This window comes from Sinorhizobium sp. NFACC03 (genome assembly GCF_900103435.1).
Taxonomy (GTDB): domain Bacteria; phylum Pseudomonadota; class Alphaproteobacteria; order Rhizobiales; family Rhizobiaceae; genus Ensifer.
Window position 1 is genome coordinate 51,876 of sequence record NZ_FMXF01000018.1, and the last position, 17,675, is coordinate 69,550.

At 63.7% G+C, this 17,675-nt stretch carries 17 protein-coding genes; 4 read left to right on the forward strand and 13 right to left on the reverse strand.

Going from position 1 to position 17,675, the window contains the following annotated elements; all coding sequences use genetic code 11:
- Positions 1-38 precede the first annotated feature (38 nt).
- Positions 39-761, reverse strand: coding sequence for a peptide-methionine (S)-S-oxide reductase MsrA (msrA, locus tag BLU35_RS21460; RefSeq protein ID WP_093234401.1), 723 nt, complete (start codon positions 759-761; stop codon positions 39-41).
- Between the two features lie 153 nt (positions 762-914).
- Here msrA and BLU35_RS21465 point away from each other — a divergent pair, with 153 nt between their 5' ends.
- Entirely contained in the window at positions 915-1,316 is a 402-nt protein-coding gene (locus BLU35_RS21465) for an ACT domain-containing protein (RefSeq protein WP_058321568.1), read from the forward strand.
- Positions 1,317-1,346: 30 nt separating this feature from the next.
- Here the strand turns inward: BLU35_RS21465 and BLU35_RS21470 are convergent, their stop codons facing one another.
- The 7 genes from BLU35_RS21470 to BLU35_RS21500 form a co-directional block, all read right to left on the reverse strand.
- The gene (locus BLU35_RS21470; RefSeq protein ID WP_093234402.1) at positions 1,347-1,766 is read right to left on the reverse strand and encodes a GFA family protein; all 420 of its coding nucleotides are present in this window, start codon (positions 1,764-1,766) and stop codon (positions 1,347-1,349) included.
- Between the two features lie 112 nt (positions 1,767-1,878).
- The gene (locus BLU35_RS21475; RefSeq protein ID WP_093234403.1) at positions 1,879-3,477 is read right to left on the reverse strand and encodes an MFS transporter; all 1,599 of its coding nucleotides are present in this window, start codon (positions 3,475-3,477) and stop codon (positions 1,879-1,881) included.
- On the reverse strand, positions 3,470-3,934 hold the full coding sequence (locus tag BLU35_RS21480) for an SRPBCC family protein (protein WP_093234404.1): 465 nt from the start codon (positions 3,932-3,934) through the stop codon (positions 3,470-3,472). The genes BLU35_RS21475 and BLU35_RS21480 overlap by 8 nt, the downstream gene beginning before the upstream one ends.
- A 124-nt stretch (positions 3,935-4,058) precedes the next feature.
- Positions 4,059-4,628 (reverse strand): TetR/AcrR family transcriptional regulator, encoded by a 570-nt coding sequence (locus BLU35_RS21485; RefSeq protein WP_093234405.1) that lies wholly within the window; start codon positions 4,626-4,628, stop codon positions 4,059-4,061.
- On the reverse strand, positions 4,625-4,996 hold the full coding sequence (locus BLU35_RS21490) for an HPP family protein (protein WP_286161579.1): 372 nt from the start codon (positions 4,994-4,996) through the stop codon (positions 4,625-4,627). The genes BLU35_RS21485 and BLU35_RS21490 overlap by 4 nt, the downstream gene beginning before the upstream one ends.
- Positions 4,997-5,231: 235 nt before the next feature.
- Entirely contained in the window at positions 5,232-7,226 is a 1,995-nt protein-coding gene (locus BLU35_RS21495; RefSeq protein ID WP_093234406.1) for a CocE/NonD family hydrolase, read from the reverse strand.
- A 131-nt stretch (positions 7,227-7,357) separates the two neighbouring features.
- Positions 7,358-8,947 carry an ABC transporter substrate-binding protein gene (locus BLU35_RS21500; RefSeq protein WP_093234407.1) on the reverse strand — a complete coding sequence of 530 codons (1,590 nt, stop codon included), beginning with the start codon at positions 8,945-8,947 and terminating at the stop codon, positions 7,358-7,360.
- Positions 8,948-9,107: 160 nt separating this feature from the next.
- Between BLU35_RS21500 and BLU35_RS21505 the strand changes: the two genes are divergently transcribed.
- Positions 9,108-9,902: a helix-turn-helix domain-containing protein gene (locus BLU35_RS21505; protein ID WP_093234408.1), complete on the forward strand. Its 795-nt coding sequence runs from the start codon at positions 9,108-9,110 to the stop codon at positions 9,900-9,902.
- A gap of 59 nt (positions 9,903-9,961) precedes the next feature.
- Entirely contained in the window at positions 9,962-10,303 is a 342-nt protein-coding gene (locus BLU35_RS21510) for a PAAR domain-containing protein (protein ID WP_057253294.1), read from the forward strand.
- 10 nt (positions 10,304-10,313) lie between these two features.
- Here BLU35_RS21510 and BLU35_RS21515 read toward each other — a convergent pair whose 3' ends face one another.
- On the reverse strand, positions 10,314-11,744 hold the full coding sequence (locus tag BLU35_RS21515; protein ID WP_093234409.1) for a LuxR C-terminal-related transcriptional regulator: 1,431 nt from the start codon (positions 11,742-11,744) through the stop codon (positions 10,314-10,316).
- A 149-nt stretch (positions 11,745-11,893) separates the two neighbouring features.
- Here BLU35_RS21515 and BLU35_RS21520 point away from each other — a divergent pair, with 149 nt between their 5' ends.
- Entirely contained in the window at positions 11,894-12,151 is a 258-nt protein-coding gene (locus tag BLU35_RS21520) for a DUF1127 domain-containing protein (protein ID WP_058321814.1), read from the forward strand.
- A 258-nt stretch (positions 12,152-12,409) separates the two neighbouring features.
- On the opposite strand, the gene BLU35_RS21525 is transcribed toward BLU35_RS21520, so the two are convergent.
- The 4 genes from BLU35_RS21525 to BLU35_RS21540 are packed head-to-tail and all read right to left on the reverse strand — an operon-like array spanning position 12,410 to position 17,556.
- A complete protein-coding gene (locus BLU35_RS21525; RefSeq protein ID WP_093234410.1) occupies positions 12,410-14,041 on the reverse strand; it encodes an ABC transporter ATP-binding protein in 1,632 nt (543 codons plus the stop codon).
- Entirely contained in the window at positions 14,034-14,861 is an 828-nt protein-coding gene (locus tag BLU35_RS21530; protein WP_058321816.1) for an ABC transporter permease, read from the reverse strand. Before BLU35_RS21530 ends, BLU35_RS21525 begins: the two co-directional genes overlap by 8 nt.
- Entirely contained in the window at positions 14,858-15,967 is a 1,110-nt protein-coding gene (locus tag BLU35_RS21535) for an ABC transporter permease (RefSeq protein ID WP_058321866.1), read from the reverse strand. Before BLU35_RS21535 ends, BLU35_RS21530 begins: the two co-directional genes overlap by 4 nt.
- A complete protein-coding gene (locus BLU35_RS21540; protein WP_058326793.1) occupies positions 15,967-17,556 on the reverse strand; it encodes an ABC transporter substrate-binding protein in 1,590 nt (529 codons plus the stop codon). The genes BLU35_RS21535 and BLU35_RS21540 overlap by 1 nt, the downstream gene beginning before the upstream one ends.
- Positions 17,557-17,675: the final 119 nt, after the last annotated feature.

Here is a 17,675-nt window from a genome sequence, read left to right on the forward strand (position 1 = left end):
TCCGGGCGGAAAGCTGCGTCACGCTATTTCTATCAGTGCTAGCTCTTCGCCTTGAACACCAGCACGGGGTTTGCCCGGAAGGCCTGCGGGAAGAGCGCCCGCAAGTTCTCGATCTTCGGCATGTCGTTGTAGACGATATAGGGGTGCGTCGGATTTCGCGTCAGGAAATCCTGATGATAGTCCTCGGCGGCGTAGAATCCCCTAAAGGGTGAGACTTCCGTAACGATCGCCGCGGGGAAGGCGCGTGAGTTGCCGAGTTCGGCGATATAGGCGTCGGCGATGCGCTTCTGCTCATCCGTGACGGCAAAGAGCGCCGACCGGTATTGGGTGCCATGGTCAGGGCCCTGGTAATTGAGCTGTGTCGGGTTGTGGGCGACGGAGAAGAAGACCTGCAACAGTCCTCCATAGGTCACCTCGCGCGGATCGTAGATGACCTCCACTGATTCCGCGTGGCCGGTCTTGCCGCCGCTGACCGTCTCGTAGTCGGCGGTCGCGGCGCTGCCGCCGGAATAGCCCGAAACGGCTTTTTTCACGCCTTTGACATGCTGGAAAACGCCCTGAACGCCCCAGAAGCAGCCGCCGGCAAAGACGGCGATCTCCGTCGTGCCGGACACTTTCTCGTCGAGCGAGGGCGGTGGGATGACGACGGCCGGTTCCTGGGCGGCGGCGAGCGGTACCGCCGCCAGCAGCGCGGCGAAGGTGGCCGTCAGCATTCCGAGGGGGGTGTAAGAGGCATGTGCCGACTTGCTGCTCAACGCCATCATTTCCTCCACCGCCCGGTTTCCACTCCGGGCGCTTGATGACCTCATGTTTTCACGGGAATGACAATGGTCAAATCGCGTTCGCGTGCTTCACGCCAACGTGACGATCCGCTACCACTTCAGCCGATCAGATGCGCAAACGGGGAAGATGTCATGGCTGGCGAAACGGATCTCGCAAAACTCCTGGCGACGATGAACCCGGTGCTGTTTCCGCAGACCTATGTCTACTGCACCGTCGCCTACCGCGATCAGGCGCGCTACCAGGCGCTGGAGCCGCTCGCCACTTATCGCGAGGATGAGGGGCTCACGCTGGTCCTTGCCCGCAGTGCTGCGGACGAGGCGGGGCTCGATTACGGTCCGCTGCTTCGGCGCATCACGCTCAATGTGCATTCGGCGCTGGAAGCCGTTGGTCTGACTGCGGCTGTCTCGGCGGCGCTGACGCGCGAGGGCATCAGCGCCAATGTGATCGCGGCCTATTATCACGACCACATCTTCGTGCCGGAAGCGGATGCCGAACGGGCGCTGGACGCGCTGCGGGCCTTGACCGTCGCCTGACGCGGTACAACTCCCGGCGGAGACCGCGCCTCACATGAAGCGCGTGTCTTCTGGCGGGTTGAAATGGTCGTCAGCGCGGCCGTTCTCGTAGATGATGGGCGCTTCGGCGAGTTCCGCGTCGCTGACGCCATCGAGGCAGGCGACGTTGACCGCGTAGAAGTGGCCAAGAAAATCCTTGTGGTAACCGCGCGAGAAGGGGCGGACGCCGCAGCGGCTGCAGAAATAGTGATCGACATCGCCGACGATCCAGCTCGAATTGTCGGCGCGGTAGCTCGTGAGCCTGTCCTTGCCGGCGGTGATTTCGAATTCTTCTCGAAGCGCAAAGGCCTTCTGCATCCGGGTCTTGGCGCAGAAGGAACAATTGCAGCGGCGGATGCCGTCTGCGAGATCGAGCTGGCATTCGAAGGTGACGGCACCGCAATGGCAGCTGCCGCGATAAAGCTTCTTCATCGGTTCCCTCCCTAAATTCGAGCGCACGTCACCGTTCGCCGGCTGGATGGCCAGCGTCGGTGGGCGCAATGTGGGTCGCGTTCTGATGCCGCGGCGACTTGCGCCGCGGGTGTTATCCGACGTTGCCCGACGGCGCCGCTTTGTCGACCAGTGTCGGGTCGCCGCCGGTATCGCCATCGCTTGCCTTGCGCAGAAGCAGGAAGGCCATGAGCGCGGTGGCGAGCGAGAGGAACACGCAGATCGAGGCGGTGAAGGCGAAGGACTGGGTGAAGACGCCGCGCGCCGCTGTCAGCAGCCGTTCGGCGTCCACCGGCGGCAGGTTGGAGGCGACCGCGACGGCACCGCCAAGCGTCTGTCGTGCCGCCGCGATTGTTTCTTCCGGCAGTCCGGTCACCACCAGTTCGTCCATCCGGCCGCGATAGGCCGAGGTCAGCAGGCTGCCGAGCACGGCGATGCCGAGCGCGCCGCCGAATTCAAAGCTGGTTTCCGAGATCGCCGAGGCCGCACCCGCACGTTCCGGCGGTGCCGAGCCGACGATCATGTCTGTCGTCAAGGTTCCGATCGAGGCGAAGCCGAGGCAGAGCGCGACAAGACCCGTCGTGACGAGCAGTGGGCTGCTCGATGTGCCGACCTGGGTGCAGATCGCGAAACCGACGGCCGCCAGCACGAAACCGGAGGCGATCAGATTGGAGGCGGCAAAGCGCGTTGCGAGCACCGGCACCCCCATCGAGGCGACGATCATCGCGACGCCTGTCGGCACCGACCAGAGGCCGGCAACGAAAGGCGAAAGCCCGAGAACCAGCTGCAGATATTGCGCAACGAACAGGAACGCGCCGAAGCCGACGAACATGCCGAGGATGTTGACGCCCAGTGCGGCGCTGAAGGTGAGCGTCCTGAACAGCGCCAGATCGATCAGCGGATCGGCAAGCCGGAGCTGGCGGCGTGCAAACAGGATCGCGACGGCGATGCCGAGCAGAATGAAGAAGGTCGCTGTCGTGTCGAGTCCGGCCTCGGCGATGTGCTTCACGCCGTAGATCACCGAAAGCACGGCAACGAGCGACTGGCCGGCGCTGGTGAGGTCGATCCGACCGGCCTCGGGATCACGGAACTCCGGCAGCAGGATCGGTCCGAGAACCACGATCAGCACCATGACGGGAACGGCGAGAAGGAAGACCGAGCCCCACCAGAATTGCGACAGCATGAGGCCGCCGACAACGGGCCCGATGGCACCGCCGGCCGAGAAGCTGGCAAGCCAGACGCCGATTGCGAAAGTGCGCTGCCTGTCGTCCAGGAACATGTTGCGGATCAAGGAGAGGGTGGAGGGTGCAAGCGTCGCCGCCGCGACGCCGAGCACGGCACGTGCGAGGATCAAGGTTTCGGCGTTCCAGGCAAATGCGGCGAAGATCGAGGCGAGGCCGAAGGCGATCGAGCCGATCATCAGGATGCGCCGGCGGCCGATGCGGTCGCCGAGCGTTCCCATAGTTATCAGGGAGCCCGCGACCATGAAGCCGTAGATGTCGATGATCCAGAGAAGCTGGGCGGCGGAGGGCTTCAGCTCCTCGGTCAGTTGCGGGACCGCAAGGTTCAGTACGGTCAGGTCCATGGAATAGAGCATGCAGGGCAGGGCCAGCACGGCGAGCCCGATCCATTCGCGCCGGGTCGCCCTAGGGCCGGGCGTCACGGGGCTTTGCAGGGTTGCGATCTCAGACATGCTCGACGTAATCCTTGAGCCGCTCGAGGCACTCGCCCCAGCCTTCCTGGTGCGAGTCGCGCTCTTCGACAGTCTCGAATGGTGTTTGCTGGAAGGTCAGCCGGGTCTTGCCGCCGATATCGGCAAAGGAAACGGTGACCAGCGTGTCGTTGCCGGGCTCGCCGTCTTCATCCCAGGCGAAGGTGAAGACGAGCTTTTCGGGCTCGCTCACTTCACGATAGACGCCGCTCATCCAATAGTCCTGGCCTTCGGGCGAGCGGATGCAGGCGCGCCAAGCGCCGCCCGGACGGAAATCCATGTTCAGCGAATGCGGCGTGAAATCACGCGGTCCCCACCAGCGCAGCATGTGCTCGGGCGTCGACCAGACCTTGAAGACGAGGCTCACCGGCGCTTCGAAGTCGCGCACGATTTCCAGGCTGATATCCTTGCGCGCTGCGTTCGCGGTCGTCGCTGTCATGAAGCCTCCTCGCTCGGCGCCCCAATGCGCCCAGTCTTTAACCGTAGAGTTATTTAACTTGTCGGTTAATATCTGCGCGCGGAGGCGCTTGTCAAGGCAGGCTCAAGCGGTGATCTGATTTTTGTCAATTTGGCGGGGAGGGCAGACACCGCGTCTTCAGCCGGGCGAGCACCCGGCCGAAGGCGCCGGGATCGTCAAGGCTGCGGGCGAGGACCAACGCCCCCTGAATACCGCCGACGATTTCCTCGGCGAGCGCGTTGCATTCCGCCTTTGGCGTGCCGGCGCGTTCAAGCGTCGCAGCGAGATCGGCGCGCCAGTCGGAGAAGTAACCGTTGAGTTCGCGGGCGAAACGGTCGTGCGCGCCGCTTGCGGCGATCACGCCCATCAGGCAGAGCCTGCGGCCCTGGCGGAAATAGTCGTCCACGCCCGCAAACATTGCCTCCAGCGCTTGCGCCGAATCTTCGGCGTGGCGCAGTGCTTCGAAGATGTGGGTGCGGAACCACGCGGCGATATCGCCGAGCACGGCCTCGGCCATCTCCTCCTTACCGCCGGGGAAGAAATGGTAGAGGCTGCCTTTACCAAGGCCGGTCTTTTCCGTGATCAGGCTGAGGCTGGTGCCGTCATAGCCATGCTCGCGGAAGATTTCCGCCAGCGTGGCGATGACGTCCTGACGTTCGGCGACGATGCGGCTCATGCCGGTTTCCTCACAAGCGGATACTCGACCCGGGCGAAGCGGTGGAATAGCGCGCCGACGGCGACGAGGATAAGCGAACCGGTCAGCACCGGGAAGAGCAGGAACTCGAAACCGGGATCGGCGGCAAAGACGACGAGCGGATTGGCGCCCGCCGGCGGATGGGTGATGCGCAGCGCCGCCATCAGCGCGATCGCTGCACCGACGGCGATCGCCACCGCCCACCATTCGTTGGGGAAAAAGGCTCTCAGGATCAGGCCGACGAGCGTGGCGACGACATGGCCGCCGACGACATTGGCCGGCTGCGACAATGGGCTTGATGCGACCGAGAAGATCAGCACGCAGCTGGCGCCGAAGGGCGCCATCAGCATGGGATGGCCGACAAGATTGGTGAGCGCGCCTACGGCATCAATGGCGACAAGGCCTGGCGATGAGGCCGCGGTTGATATGAACGGGAGGCTGGTGACGCGAAAAGAAGCGGCGCATTTGTGTACCAATTGGTAAAGTGTTTACCGATTGGTACAATGGCTTGTCGATGAAGTCAAGAGAGCGCTGTCGGACCGGGCGCGGCGACGGCCAACGGCCCGCCCGTTCCGGAAGCGCACCTCACATGAAATCGCGAGGGATGCGCTTCTTGAAGTGCTTCTCGAAGATCTGCCTGTCACCCTCATAGGCGACGACTTCAGCCTCGGTGATCCACTCGCTTTCGGTGCAGTGGAGCGTCGAGGTCGAGACGGTGCGCACCGACCAGCCGTCGCGCTTGGCGACACAGGTCCAGGTCGAGGTTCCGATCATCGAGAGCGGATCGTCGGGCGCGATCGACCAGGTTTCGTCGCGGATGTCCTGGGTGGCAAGGCCGGTCTCAGGATGGTCGGAGAGGCCGGTGTCCTCGTAGATCCGGTAGTGGGTCATGCCGTGGGTCATGTCGCGCTCGACGGTGCGGCTCGATGTACCGCGTGTCAGTTCGCGGTATTTCGGCAGCGGATCGGGGTTTTCCGGCTCGGGCACGGCGATTTCGCGGTGAGCGCCAAGCAGCGGAAGCGCCAGCGACAGGCTTGATGTATCGATCGTGAGGCCCGGCTCCGTGGGCGATGGCAGGATCAGCGGCCAGTAGGAGGTGGAGAGCGACACGCGAATGCGGTTGCCCGCGCGGAAGCGATAGCCACAGGCGTCGAGCACGAGTGTCACCCGCGTCTTGCGACCCGGTTCCATTGGCCGCGGCTGGGCGTTGCCGTCGCGATGCGCAAGGTTCAGGACGCCGAAGGCGACGCGGGTCGCGGTGCCATCCGGATGCACGTCGACGAGGCGGACGGCGAGATTGGCCGTTGCCGCCTGGCAGCTGACATCGACGGTCAGCGTCGGCTGGCCGAGATAGTCGGCGGCGGCGAGCAGTGGCGCCGTCTCGAACACAAGCGAGCCTGCATCGTCGATGCGCTGATCACCGGCCATTTCGGCGTCGGGCTTCAGGGTGAAATACTCGCCGGCTGCCGTTCCGGTATCGAGCGGCGATTTCAAGTAGATCTCGCCGATGCCGGTGCCGCCGGCCGAAGGCGTCAGCCGCGCGTCATGGGAAACGCCGAAAAGCTGCATCTCCGGCGATGCCCACGCGTCCTTCGCCACCCAGCGGCCGGGATCGCTGTCGCGCCGGAGCGACGGGCGCGGGCCATCGAGAATGTAGGCGCGCACCTGCGGCCCGTCTTCGGCGCCGTTCTTCTCGTCGCGCAGCCAGCGGTTCCACCAGCGGATCGCCTCGCCATGAAAATCGGCGCGCGGCTTCGGGAAGGCGAAATGCGGGTACTTGTGCACCCAGGGGCCGATCAGGGCCTTCGCCTTGTCGCCGAGACCTTCGACGGCCTTCAAGGGCGTGTTGCGGTAACCGTCGGCCCAGCCGGCGATGACGAGTGCCGGCACCTCGACGCTTCCGAAATCCTCCGCGATCGAGCCGTGCTGCCAGAAGGCGTCGCGGCGCTGGTGCTTCAGCCATTCCTCCATGAAATAGGGCTCGTTCTCCAGCCGCTCGATCCACATTTCCTTCCAGCGGTCGCCGACGATTGCGGGGTCGGGCGAGCGCGACTGGTAGCCGAGCATGGTCGCCGCCCAGGAAAGCTGGGCGGAAAGGTGGCAGCCATTCTTGTAGTGGATGTCGTCGTTGTAGCGGTCGACTGTCGAGGCGATGGAGATGACGGCTTTCAGCGCCGGCGGCTTCAGGGCTGCGACCTGCAGGCAGTTGAAGCCGCCCCAGGAGATGCCCATCATGCCGACCTTGCCGTTGGACCAGGGCTGCGCCGCGATCCATTCGATGATTTCGCACCCGTCCGAAAGTTCGCGCGGCGTGTACTCACCATCGATGACGCCATCGCTTTCGCCGGAGCCTCTGATGTCAACGCGCACGCCGGCAATGCCGGCGGCGGCAAAGACGGGATAGGTGGATTCGTCACGCAGGCTCGTACCGCCCTGCTTGCGGTAGGGCAGGTATTCGAGCACGGCCGGAACCGGCGCGGCTCCCGCGCCGGTGGGCATCCAGATGCGGGCGGCAAGCCGGGTACCGTCCTTCAGCCGGATCCATTCGTTTTCGATCACAGTGAATTCACGTTCTGACATGTCGTTCTAACTATCTCTTTGTTCTCTCGGGCAATTCGGGACGCGAAACAGTGTCCCGCTTTCGCTGGAATTGCTCCATCGCTTTTCGCAATTCCGGACGCGAAGCCGCGTTGCACTTTCGCTGGAATTGCTTAGCTGTCGAACCAGACACGGCTTGCGACATAGCCGTTGGAAAGGTCGTTGCCGATGTCGTCGACGAAGCCCTTGAGCGAGGCCGAAGCGGCGTTCACGTAGTCGTTGAAGACCGGCAGGATCAGGCCGCCTTCGTCGCGCACCGTCAACGCCATGCTGTGGTACATCTCCTTGCGCTTGGCATCGTCAAGCTCGGAGCGGGCCTGGAGCAGCAGCTTGTCGAAATCCTCGCGCTTGAAGCGCGTGTCGTTCCATTCGGCGGTCGAAAGGTAGGAGGTCGAGTAGCGCGAATCCTGCGTCGGCCGACCGCCCCAGTAGGAAGCGCAGAAGGGCTGCACGTTCCAGACATTGGTCCAGTAGCCATCCTCCGGCTCGCGCCGCACTTCCAGCTCGATGCCGGCCTTCCTGGCGCTTTCCTGGAAGAGCACGGCAGCGTCCGCCGCACCCGGGAAGGCGGCGTCGGAGGTGCGCAAGAGGATCGGCCGGTCGTGGCCGGACTTCTTGAAGTGGAAGGCGGCCTTGTCCGGATCATAGGCCCGCTGCTCGATGCCCTCAGGCGCCAGCGCGTAGTTGCCGTTGACGGGATAGTCGTTGCCGAGCGTGCCGAAACCGCCGAGCACCCGGTCGAGGATCGCCTGGCGGTCGACCGCATATTTCAGCGCCAGCCGGAGGTCGTTGTTGTCGAAGGGCGCGGTGTCGCAATGCATCAGGAAGCTGTAGAAGCCCTTGCCGGCGGTCCGGAGGATCTCGACGCGCGGCGCGCGCTTCAAAAGCGGCACGGTCTTCGGGTCGATGTTGTTGATGAAGTGGACCTGGCCGGACGAGAGTGCTGCGATCCGCGCCGTCGTGTCGTTCATCACGATGATCTCGACCGAGTCGACGAAACCGCGGTCGGAGCGCCAGTCAGCGGCGTTCTTCTCGAAAGTGGCGCGCAGGCCCGCCTCGTAGCTTGCAAGCTTGTAGGGGCCGGTGCCGATGGGCGAGGCCGGGTTGTCGACACCGCCGCGCGGCTGGATGATCAGGTGATAATCGGTCAGAAGCAGCGGCAGGTCGGCATTGCCTTCGGTCAAGGTCAGCACCAGCGCGCCGCCCTTTTCCTCGATCGTTTTGATCGACCGCATCAGCCCGAGCGCGCCGGACTTGGAGCCTTCGTCGGCATGGCGCGTCAAGGTTGCAACGACGTCGGCAACCGTCAGCTTGCTGCCGTCATGGAAACTCACGTCGCTGCGGATCTTGAACGTCCACTGCGAGGCATCGGCCGAAGGCTCCCAGGATTCGGCAAGGGCCGCCAGCGGCGCGCCGGTCTTCGGGTCGGATTCGACCAGCGTGTCGCCCCAGAGGTGACCGATGACGAAGGAAACGGAACCGCTATAGGCGGCGGGGTCGAGCGAATCGGTGGTGGCACCGCCCTTGAGACCGAGCTTCAGATGGCCGCCGCGCTTCGGCTCCTGGGCCTGCGCGGCCTTGGCCGTCAGCGTGCCGCCAAGGCCGGCCGCGAGTCCGAGCGCTGCGGTACCCGCCAGGAAACCGCGCCGGCTGATGCCGGCGGGGACGAGAAGGCCGTCGGGTCGCTTCGTGAAGTCGGTCATTTCCAGGTTCCCTTTGGTGAGATGTTTATCGGGAAAACCTAACGGCTGCAGGAACGTGCACAATTTCGCGACTTGACGCTTTTTTGCGTGCTTTTACGCTATCCTTTCGCCGCCGGCCTCTACCAAGGCAGCTGGCGCCAAGGTGAGGGCGGGTAGCGCAGTGCAGGACATCGACATCTTCTCGGCCAATCTGCGGTTTGCCTGCGCGACGCGGCGGTCGATCTCGCAGATCTGCCGCGAGATCGGCATCAACCGGCAGCAGTTCAATCGCTACATCGGTGGCGAAGCGCGGCCGTCACCGCACAATGTCGCGCGCATCGCCCGCTTCTTCGGACTGGCGGCCGAGGACTTCGCGCTGCCGGCAAAACAGTTCGAGGCGCGCATGACGCGACCGGACCGCGATCGCTCGGATGCCAGCCTGCTGCTCGAAGGCTTTCCCGGCGACATCGCGGGCTTGAGGCGCCATATCGGCTACTATCAGACTTACCATGTTTCGCTCTCCTGGCCGGGGCTGGTTGTGTGCTCCTGCGCCCGGATCTACGAGGAGGCGGGCTCGATCCGGGTGAAATCGATCGAGCGCATCCGCGACCCGAAAAACGAGATCCAGCAGTTCTCGAAATATGTCGGTCTCGTCACCTTCTGGCGAAACCGCATCTTCGTCGCCGAGCGCAGCATCGGGCGCGAGCCGATGCTGGCGCAGACGATCCTTCTACCCTTCGAAGTGCACCAGCGCGTCTATCTGCGCGGTACCACCATGGGGGTCTCCTGGCGCAAGGAGAACCTGCCTTATGCGTCTCGGATGATCTGGCGATCTCTTGGGGCTCAGCCGGATCTGCGCCAGATGCTCTCGCGCTGTGGCGTGCTTTCCTTCGGTTCGCGACACATGCCTCAGACGGTCCGCGCCTTCCTTGATGCGCCCGAAGCCGAGCCTTTGACCGTGCCGACCGAATATTGAGGCGGGGGCGCGGCCGTGTCATAGCTTGCACCGGCAAGGGGACAATTGGAGGAGAGATCATGAAAGCTGTAGCGGCCGTCACCGCCTGCCTTTGGTTCGCCGTGCCGGCTCCGTCTGCAATGGCCGAGGAGGCGCGGGCGCCGATCCCGTCCTGCGCGCTTTCGGGCGCCTCCAGCGTGATGATCGGCGGCCAGCCGGCGCTCAGGCTCTCCGACGTCGCCAATTGCCCGCCGGAACTCTACGAGGTGGTGCCGAGCATCATGATCGAGGGTCAGCCGGTCGTGCATTTCCGCGCGGGTGCTGGCGCCAAGGGCGATTGCGCCGCGAAGGCAGAACCGTCTGTGACGTTTGAAGGCGAAGCCGCCCAGCGCGTGGGCGACGTCGATTGCCGGCAGAAGTGAGATTGCGCCGTCAGTCGAGCATCGCCAGCCGGGCTCCTTCCTGAACGGCTTTGAGCGCCGGCGGGTTGGTGACCGGGTAACCGGCGATGAAGCGCTCGACGGAGAAGTCCGGGAACTCGGTGCGTAACCGTGATGCGGCGCTTGCCGCTTCTTCGGTCTCTCCGATACGGGCGTGTCCCATGGCCTGAAACATCAGCGTATTGGGCGATTCCTGTGAACTGCGTCCCAGCGCCGAAAGGCTCTCCGCATGACGGCCGATGACGAAGAGGACGCGACCGAGCATGCCGTAGTACCAGGGCGGTGCCAAGGGATTGAGGGACAACGCTTTCTCGATTAGCGGCATCGCTTCGGCCGGATTTCCGGCCACCAGAGCCTTGCTACCGGCCAAGAGCGCCAGGGTATCGGCATTGTGCTTGCCGTGCTCGAACGCGTGCGCCTGGGCGTCGGCGGCACCTTTGAGGTCGCCGAGGCACGCCTTGAGATCGCCAAGGCAGGTATGGGCGAACGGGTTTGCCGGATCGAGGCGCAAGGCCTCCTCGATAGCCGATCGCCAGTTCCCGATGGTCGTATCAAAGTCGATGCCATAGCCGTTGCACGCCTGGACGGAGTAGGCATAGGCCAGTTCGGTCCAGGCCCTCACGCGTGCGGGGTCCAATTCGAGCGACCGCGTGAGGAGGTGGATTGCCGCAGCGTTTCCTTCCGCGCTGAACCGGTTGAGCTCTTCGACGCCGAGAAGATAGTAATCGTAGGAATGCAGGTTCGAGGGGGCCTTCTTGCGACTGGCATTGCGCCTGAGGGCGGCCAGCTTGCCGAAGCAGCCTGCCAGCGCGTTGACGACGCTCTCCGTCAAATCGTCCTGAAGCGCGAGTATGTCTCCGATCGGCCGGTCGTAGCGTTCGCTCCATAGCGTCATGCCGGAGCGCGTTTCCGAGAGCTGGATCGTCAGCCGCACCTGCCGGTCGTCGGCGCGAACTTGGCCGGTCACCGCATAGGTCGCGCCGATGGCCTGGACATGGTCGTCGTAGCTGTCCGCACGATTGCCGAGCAGTTTCATGGTGTGAAAGGCGACAACGGGCAGATCCGCGTAGCGCGCGAGATCGACGCAGATATCCGACGAAAGGCCGTCGGCAAACCGGCGCCAGCGCTGCTCTTCGTTCAGGCTTTCGATTGGGAACAGGGCGAGGACCGGTGGCCCTTGCTCTGCCGGTGCCGCGGTCGTTAACTCCCTTGGTCCGGCTATCTCTGACGCCAGCGCGATCTTGTTGCGAACGCCAAGCTTGCCATAGATCGTCGCGAGATGGCTGCGCACGGTCGATGGCGCGATGCAGAGCGCTTCGCCGATCTGGCGGTAGGTCAGGCCGGCAGCAAAGCGTTCGGCGACTGCACGCTCGCGATCCGACAGGATCGCAGGCACAAAGCGACGCCTCAGGATGCGGGTCATACCTGCCTCCTTGTCGTTTCACCGGTTCGGTTCTGCTGCGGCTCCAGCAAAATACTACAAATGCTGGAAGCAAAACACTGCACATGTGCGATTGCCGCATAGTCCTATGAGGCTAGAGTTTGCGCTGAACATCACGCGGGAGGACGACCATGAGCAAGCTTCTGTCAGGCATGTCCGACTTCTACCACTCCGTATCCGAGGACGTAGAGCAGACGTCCGAGCCCGGCGATGGCCGCATCACCAAGTGGTTTCACCCGAAGCGTCTCTTTGCCATGTGGGACGATCGTCAGCACTACCGCGATCAGCTTGCCCATATGGCGGCCGATTCGCCGGAGTTGATCGATGATATCGGCCTGACCGAAAAGCAGGTCGACAGCGAGGTCAAGAAGCATTTCTGGGAGCATTGACGCGAGCTCACGCGAAGCGTGACTGCGCCGTCGCGTCGTGACACGGCGGATCCCGGAAACCGAGTATTGGGGGCAGGGAAGCCGATCGCCTATGTGCAGCCGGCTTCCCTTCAGATTGCGTGCCACAACAGGCAACGCGCATTTTCCGCGATGGCCCTAGAGCAATTCACTGTTTCATTGAAACAGCGAATCGCTCCAACTATTTGAAATTGCGCAATTCCGGACGGAAAACCGTTTCACACTTTTCCTGGAATTGATCTAGTTTCCGGCGCTTTCCATCCTTCGCGTCTTCAGCACGCGTTCCAGCCAGCCGATTTCCATTTCCGGAACCGACTTCAACAGCAGGTCGGTATAGTCGTCGAAGGGTGGCGACAGCACCTTCGACTTCGGCCCGAAGCGCACGAGGCGGCCGCGATGCATGACCGCAACGCTGTCGGCGATCGCCCGGACGATGGCGATGTCGTGGGTGATAAAGACATAGGAAACAGCGGTTTCCTCCTGAAGCTTCAAAAGCAGATTCAGGATGCCTTCGGCCACCAGCGGGTCGAGCGCCGAGGTCGGCTCGTCGCAGAGGATCAGTTCCGGCTTGGCGGCCAGCGCCCGGGCGATCGCCACGCGCTGTTTCTGCCCGCCGGACAGCTCGGCCGGATACCGATCGAGGAAGCGGCTGCCCATCTCGATCTGGTCCAACAGTTCCTTGACCCGCTCCGACTTCTTCTGGCCGTGCATGCCGAAATAGAAGGAGAGCGGCCGGCCGACGATGTCGCGCACCGTCTGGCGTGGGTTCATCGCCGTGTCGGCCATCTGGTAGATCATCTGGATGCGGCGAAGCTCGTCATTGCTGCGGCCCTTCAAGGCCCGCGGCAGTTCCTTGCCCTCGAAGCTGATGCGGCCCTCGGTCGGCGGCAGGAGGCCTGTGATGACGCGGGCGAGTGTCGATTTGCCCGAGCCGCTTTCGCCGACGATCGCCAGCGTCTGGCCCTTCGGCAGATGCATCGAGACGTCGTGCAGCACCTTGAAGCCGTTGGCGTAGCCGGCGCTGACGTGCTCGATCTTCAACTGCGCCCCGGCCTGGTCGGCCGCCTCGTCGCGCTTGGTCTGGCGGACGCTGACGAGTGCGCGGGTGTAATCCTCCCGCGGTGCCTCGATCACCTGCTTGGTGGTGCCGTATTCCACCGTCTTGCCGTGGCGCAACACCATGATGTCGTCGGAGATCTGGGCGACCACCGCGAGGTCGTGAGTGATGTAGAGCGCTGCCGTATGCGTCTCCTCGATCGCGTGCTTGATCGCGGCAAGCACGTCGATCTGGGTCGTCACGTCGAGCGCAGTGGTCGGCTCGTCGAAGACGATCAACTCCGGATTGGGGCAAAGCGCCATGGCGGTCATGGCGCGCTGGAGCTGGCCGCCGGAGACCTGGTGCGGATAGCGGTCGCCAAAGGTTTCCGGATTGGGGAGGCCCAGCACCCGGAACAGATAGAGCGCCCGCTTCTTCGCCTCCTCACGGTTCATGATGCCGTGGCGGAGCGACGCCTCGATTACCTGGTCACCAAGCCGGTGGGCCGGGTTGAAAGCGGCGGCCGCGGATTGCGCGACGTAGCAGACCCGGGCGCCGCGGATCGAGCGGATACCGTTCTTGTCGAGCGTCAGGATGTCCTTGCCATCGAGCAGGACCTGGCCGCCGGTGATGCGCACGCCGCCGCGGCCATAGGCGAGCGCCGAAAGCCCGATGGTCGACTTGCCGGCGCCAGATTCGCCGATGAGGCCGAGCACCTTGCCCTTCTCAACGTCGAAGGAGACGCCCTCGACGAGGGTCAGGACCTTGGGCGGTTCGCCCGGCGGATAGCTGGTCGCTTCGATCTTGAGGTTCTTGACGGAAAGCATCTCAGGCATCGCCGCGTCCTCCCTTGAGGCTCGAGGTTCTTTTCATCAGCCAGTCGACCACGAGGTTGACGCAGATCGCCAGCGTGGCGATTGCCGCGCCCGGGATCAGGGCCGCCGAAATGCCGAAGATGATGCCATCCTTGTTGTCCTTGACCATGCCGCCCCAGTCGGCGGCCGGCGGCTGGATGCCGAGGCCGAGGAAGGAGAGGGTGGAGAGGAACAGGATCGAGAAGGCGAAGCGCAGGCCGAATTCGGCGAGCAGCGGCGACAGCGTGTTCGGCAGGATTTCGCGGAAGATGATCCAGAGCGAGCCTTCGCCGCGCAGCCTTGCGGCTTCGACGAATTCCATGACCGCGACATCGAGTGCCACGGCGCGGCCGATGCGGAAGACGCGGGTGGAATCGAGCACTGCCATGACCAGGATCAGGATCCACAGATGCTGCGGCAAGACGGCGAGAACGACGAGGGCGAAGATCAGCGTCGGGATCGCCATCATCAGGTCGTTGAAGCGGGAGAAGAACTGGTCGGTGAAGCCGCCGACGACGGCCGCCGTGAAGCTTAAGAACATGCCCAGCGAGAAGGAGAGCACGGTTGCCGCCAGCGCCACGAAGATGGTGGTGCGGGCGCCATAGACCAGACGCGACAGCAGATCGCGGCCGAGATTGTCGGTGCCGAGCAGGAAGTCGCCGCCGGCCGGAAGCCAGATGTCGCCGACGACGTCGCGTTCGCCGAAGGGGGCGATGACGGGCGCGAAGACGGCACAGAAGATCGCAAGGGTGATGCCGGCGATGCCGACCCAGGCGCTGAAGGGAATGGATCTCAGGTTCATCGCGGATGCCTCAGTCTCGGGTTGGCGATGATTGCGAGAATGTCGGCCGCCATGTTGAGGAAGATGTAGAAGGCGGCAAAGATCAGGCCACAGGCCTGGACGACCGGCATGTCGCGCACGGTCACCGCATCCACCATGTATTGCCCCATGCCGGGATAGACGAAGACCACCTCGACCACGACGACGCCGACGACGAGATAGGCGAGGTTGAGGGCGATGACGTTGATGACGGGTGCCACCGCATTGGGAGCCGCATGGCGCGCGATGATGCGGAACATGCTGAGGCCCTTCAGCTCCGCTGTCTCGACATAGGCCGAAGACATCACGTTGAGGATGGCCGCACGGGTCATGCGCATCATATGGGCGAGCACGACGAGAACCAGCGTCGCGACCGGAAGTGCTATCGCCGAGAGACGTTCAGTGAAGCTCATGCTGTCATAGACGGTCGCGGGGAAGGTCGCGATGCCATATTTGACGGCGAAGAACATGATCAGGAGATAGCCGACGAAGAACTCGGGCAGCGAGATGGCTGCGAGCGACACGACGTTGATGATCTTGTCCGGCAGCCTGTTGCGGAACTGGACCGCCAGCATGCCGAGGCCGACGGCGAGCGGCACGGAAACGAGCGCTGCGAAGAAGGCGAGAAACAGCGAATTGCCGAGGCGCTTGCCGATCTGCTCGCCGACCGAATTCTTGCTGGCCCAGGAGGTGCCGAAATCGCCTTTGACGGCACCGCCGAGCCAGGACAGGTAGCGTTCGGTCCAGGGCTTGTCGAGGCCGAGATCCTTGCGGATGTTTTCAACCGCCTGCGGCGTTGCGGACTGGCCGAGATAGGTGGTGGCGAAGTCGCCGGGAAGCGCCTCGATGCCGCCTGATATCATCAGCGACACGGCAAAGAGCAGGCCGACACTCAGGCCCAGGCGCTGCAGGATCAGCGCCGCGAGCGGGCGGCGGAAGGTGAAGCGGCGCCAGAAGGTGCCGCCGATTTCACCATCCGCAGGGTTGGGTTTTGCTGGTACTCCGGAAAGTTCGGCAGGGCGCGGATGGGTTCCATCCGCGCTCCCGTCCGTCGGAACCGGACCAGTGAGCGGTCCGCTTTCCATCATCATGCGTCCAGCCACACCCGGGTTGCGACATAGCCGTTCGACATGTCGTTGCCGATGTCATGCACGTAGCCCTTCACCTGCTTGCCGGCGGCATTCACGAAGTCGTTGAACATCGGCAGGATCAGGCCGCCTTCGTCACGCACCATCATCGCCATGGTCCGGTACATCTCCTTACGCTTCGCTTCGTCCAGCTCGGAGCGGGCCTCGAGCAGGATCTTGTCGAAATCGGCGCGCTGGAAGCGGGTATCGTTCCAGTCGGCGTTCGAGAGATAGGCGGTGGAATACATCTGGTCCTGGGTCGGGCGGCCGCCCCAGTAGGACGTCGAGAAGGGCTGGACGTTCCAGACGTTTGTCCAGTAGCCGTCGCCCGGTTCGCGCTTGACCTCGATTTCGATGCCGGCCTTCTTGGCGCTTTCCTGGTAGAGCACCGCCGCGTCGACCGCGCCTGGGAAGGCGACGTCGGAGGTGCGCAGCAGCACCGAGCCGCTATGGCCGGACTTCTTGTAGTGGAAGGCCGCCTTGTCCGGGTCATAGGCGCGCTGCTCGATGCCCTCAGGGAAGAGGGCATAGGTGTCGTTGATCGGGAAGTCGTTGCCGACCTTGCCATAGCCGCCGAGGATGCGCTCGACCATGGTTTCGCGATCCATCGCGTATTTCAGCGCCAGCCGCAGGTCGTTGTTGTCGAACGGCGCCGTGTTGCAATGCATGATGAACACGTAGTGGCCGCGGCCCGACGTGTTCAGGATCTCGACAGTGGGCGCCCTCTTCAACAGGTTGACCGTCTTCGGATCGACTCGGTTGATGAAGTGCACCTGGCCGGAGGAGAGGGCGGCGATGCGGGCCGTCGCATCGTTCATGGCGATCAGTTCGACGGAATCGACATAGCCACGATCCGTGCGCCAGTCGTCGGCATTCTTTTCGAAGGTGGCGCGAACGCCGGGTTCGAAGCTCGTCACCTTGTAGGGGCCGGTGCCGATCATCGCGTCGGGACTGTCGAGACCGCCGTTCGGCTGGATGATAAGGTGGTAGTCGGACAGCAGCAGCGGCAGGTCGGCATTGCCTTCCGTGAGTGTCAGCACGAGCTTGCCGCCGTCGGCCTTGATTTCCTTGATCGACTTCATCACGCCGAGTGCGCCCGATTCCGACTTGTCATCGGTGTGGCGCTGCAACGTCTTGATGACGTCGTCGAGCGTCAACTCCTTGCCGTCGTGGAACTTCACGCCCTTGCGGATGTTGAAGGTCCAGGTCGATGCGTCGGCCGAGGGCTCCCAGGATTCGGCAAGTGCCGGCACCGGTGCGCCTGTCGTCGGATGGCTTTCGACCAGCATGTCGCCCCAGTTGCGTCCGACGACGAACATGAATTGCGAAAGCGCCTTGGCCGGGTCCTTCGAGTCGGTGGCGGCGGCACCTTCGAGGCCGAGCTTCAGATGGCCGCCGCGCTTCGGCTCCTGCGCCGCCGCGCTGGTCGCAAACAGCGTGCCGGCCGTCGAGGCGAGAATGCCGGCAGCGGCTGCGCGGCCGAGAAACTCGCGCCGGTTCATCTTGCCGAGCATGACCTGTTGTGTGAGGTAATCCTTGTAATCGCTCATTCCCCTGTTCCCTTCTTTGTCGGCATTCGCCGTTCGTTGTGGTTGTTAGAGATTGCTGCGTACAGCCATTGTATCGATGGCATTTCGGATCGGCCCGGGCGGCCGCTTCTTGTTTCGTC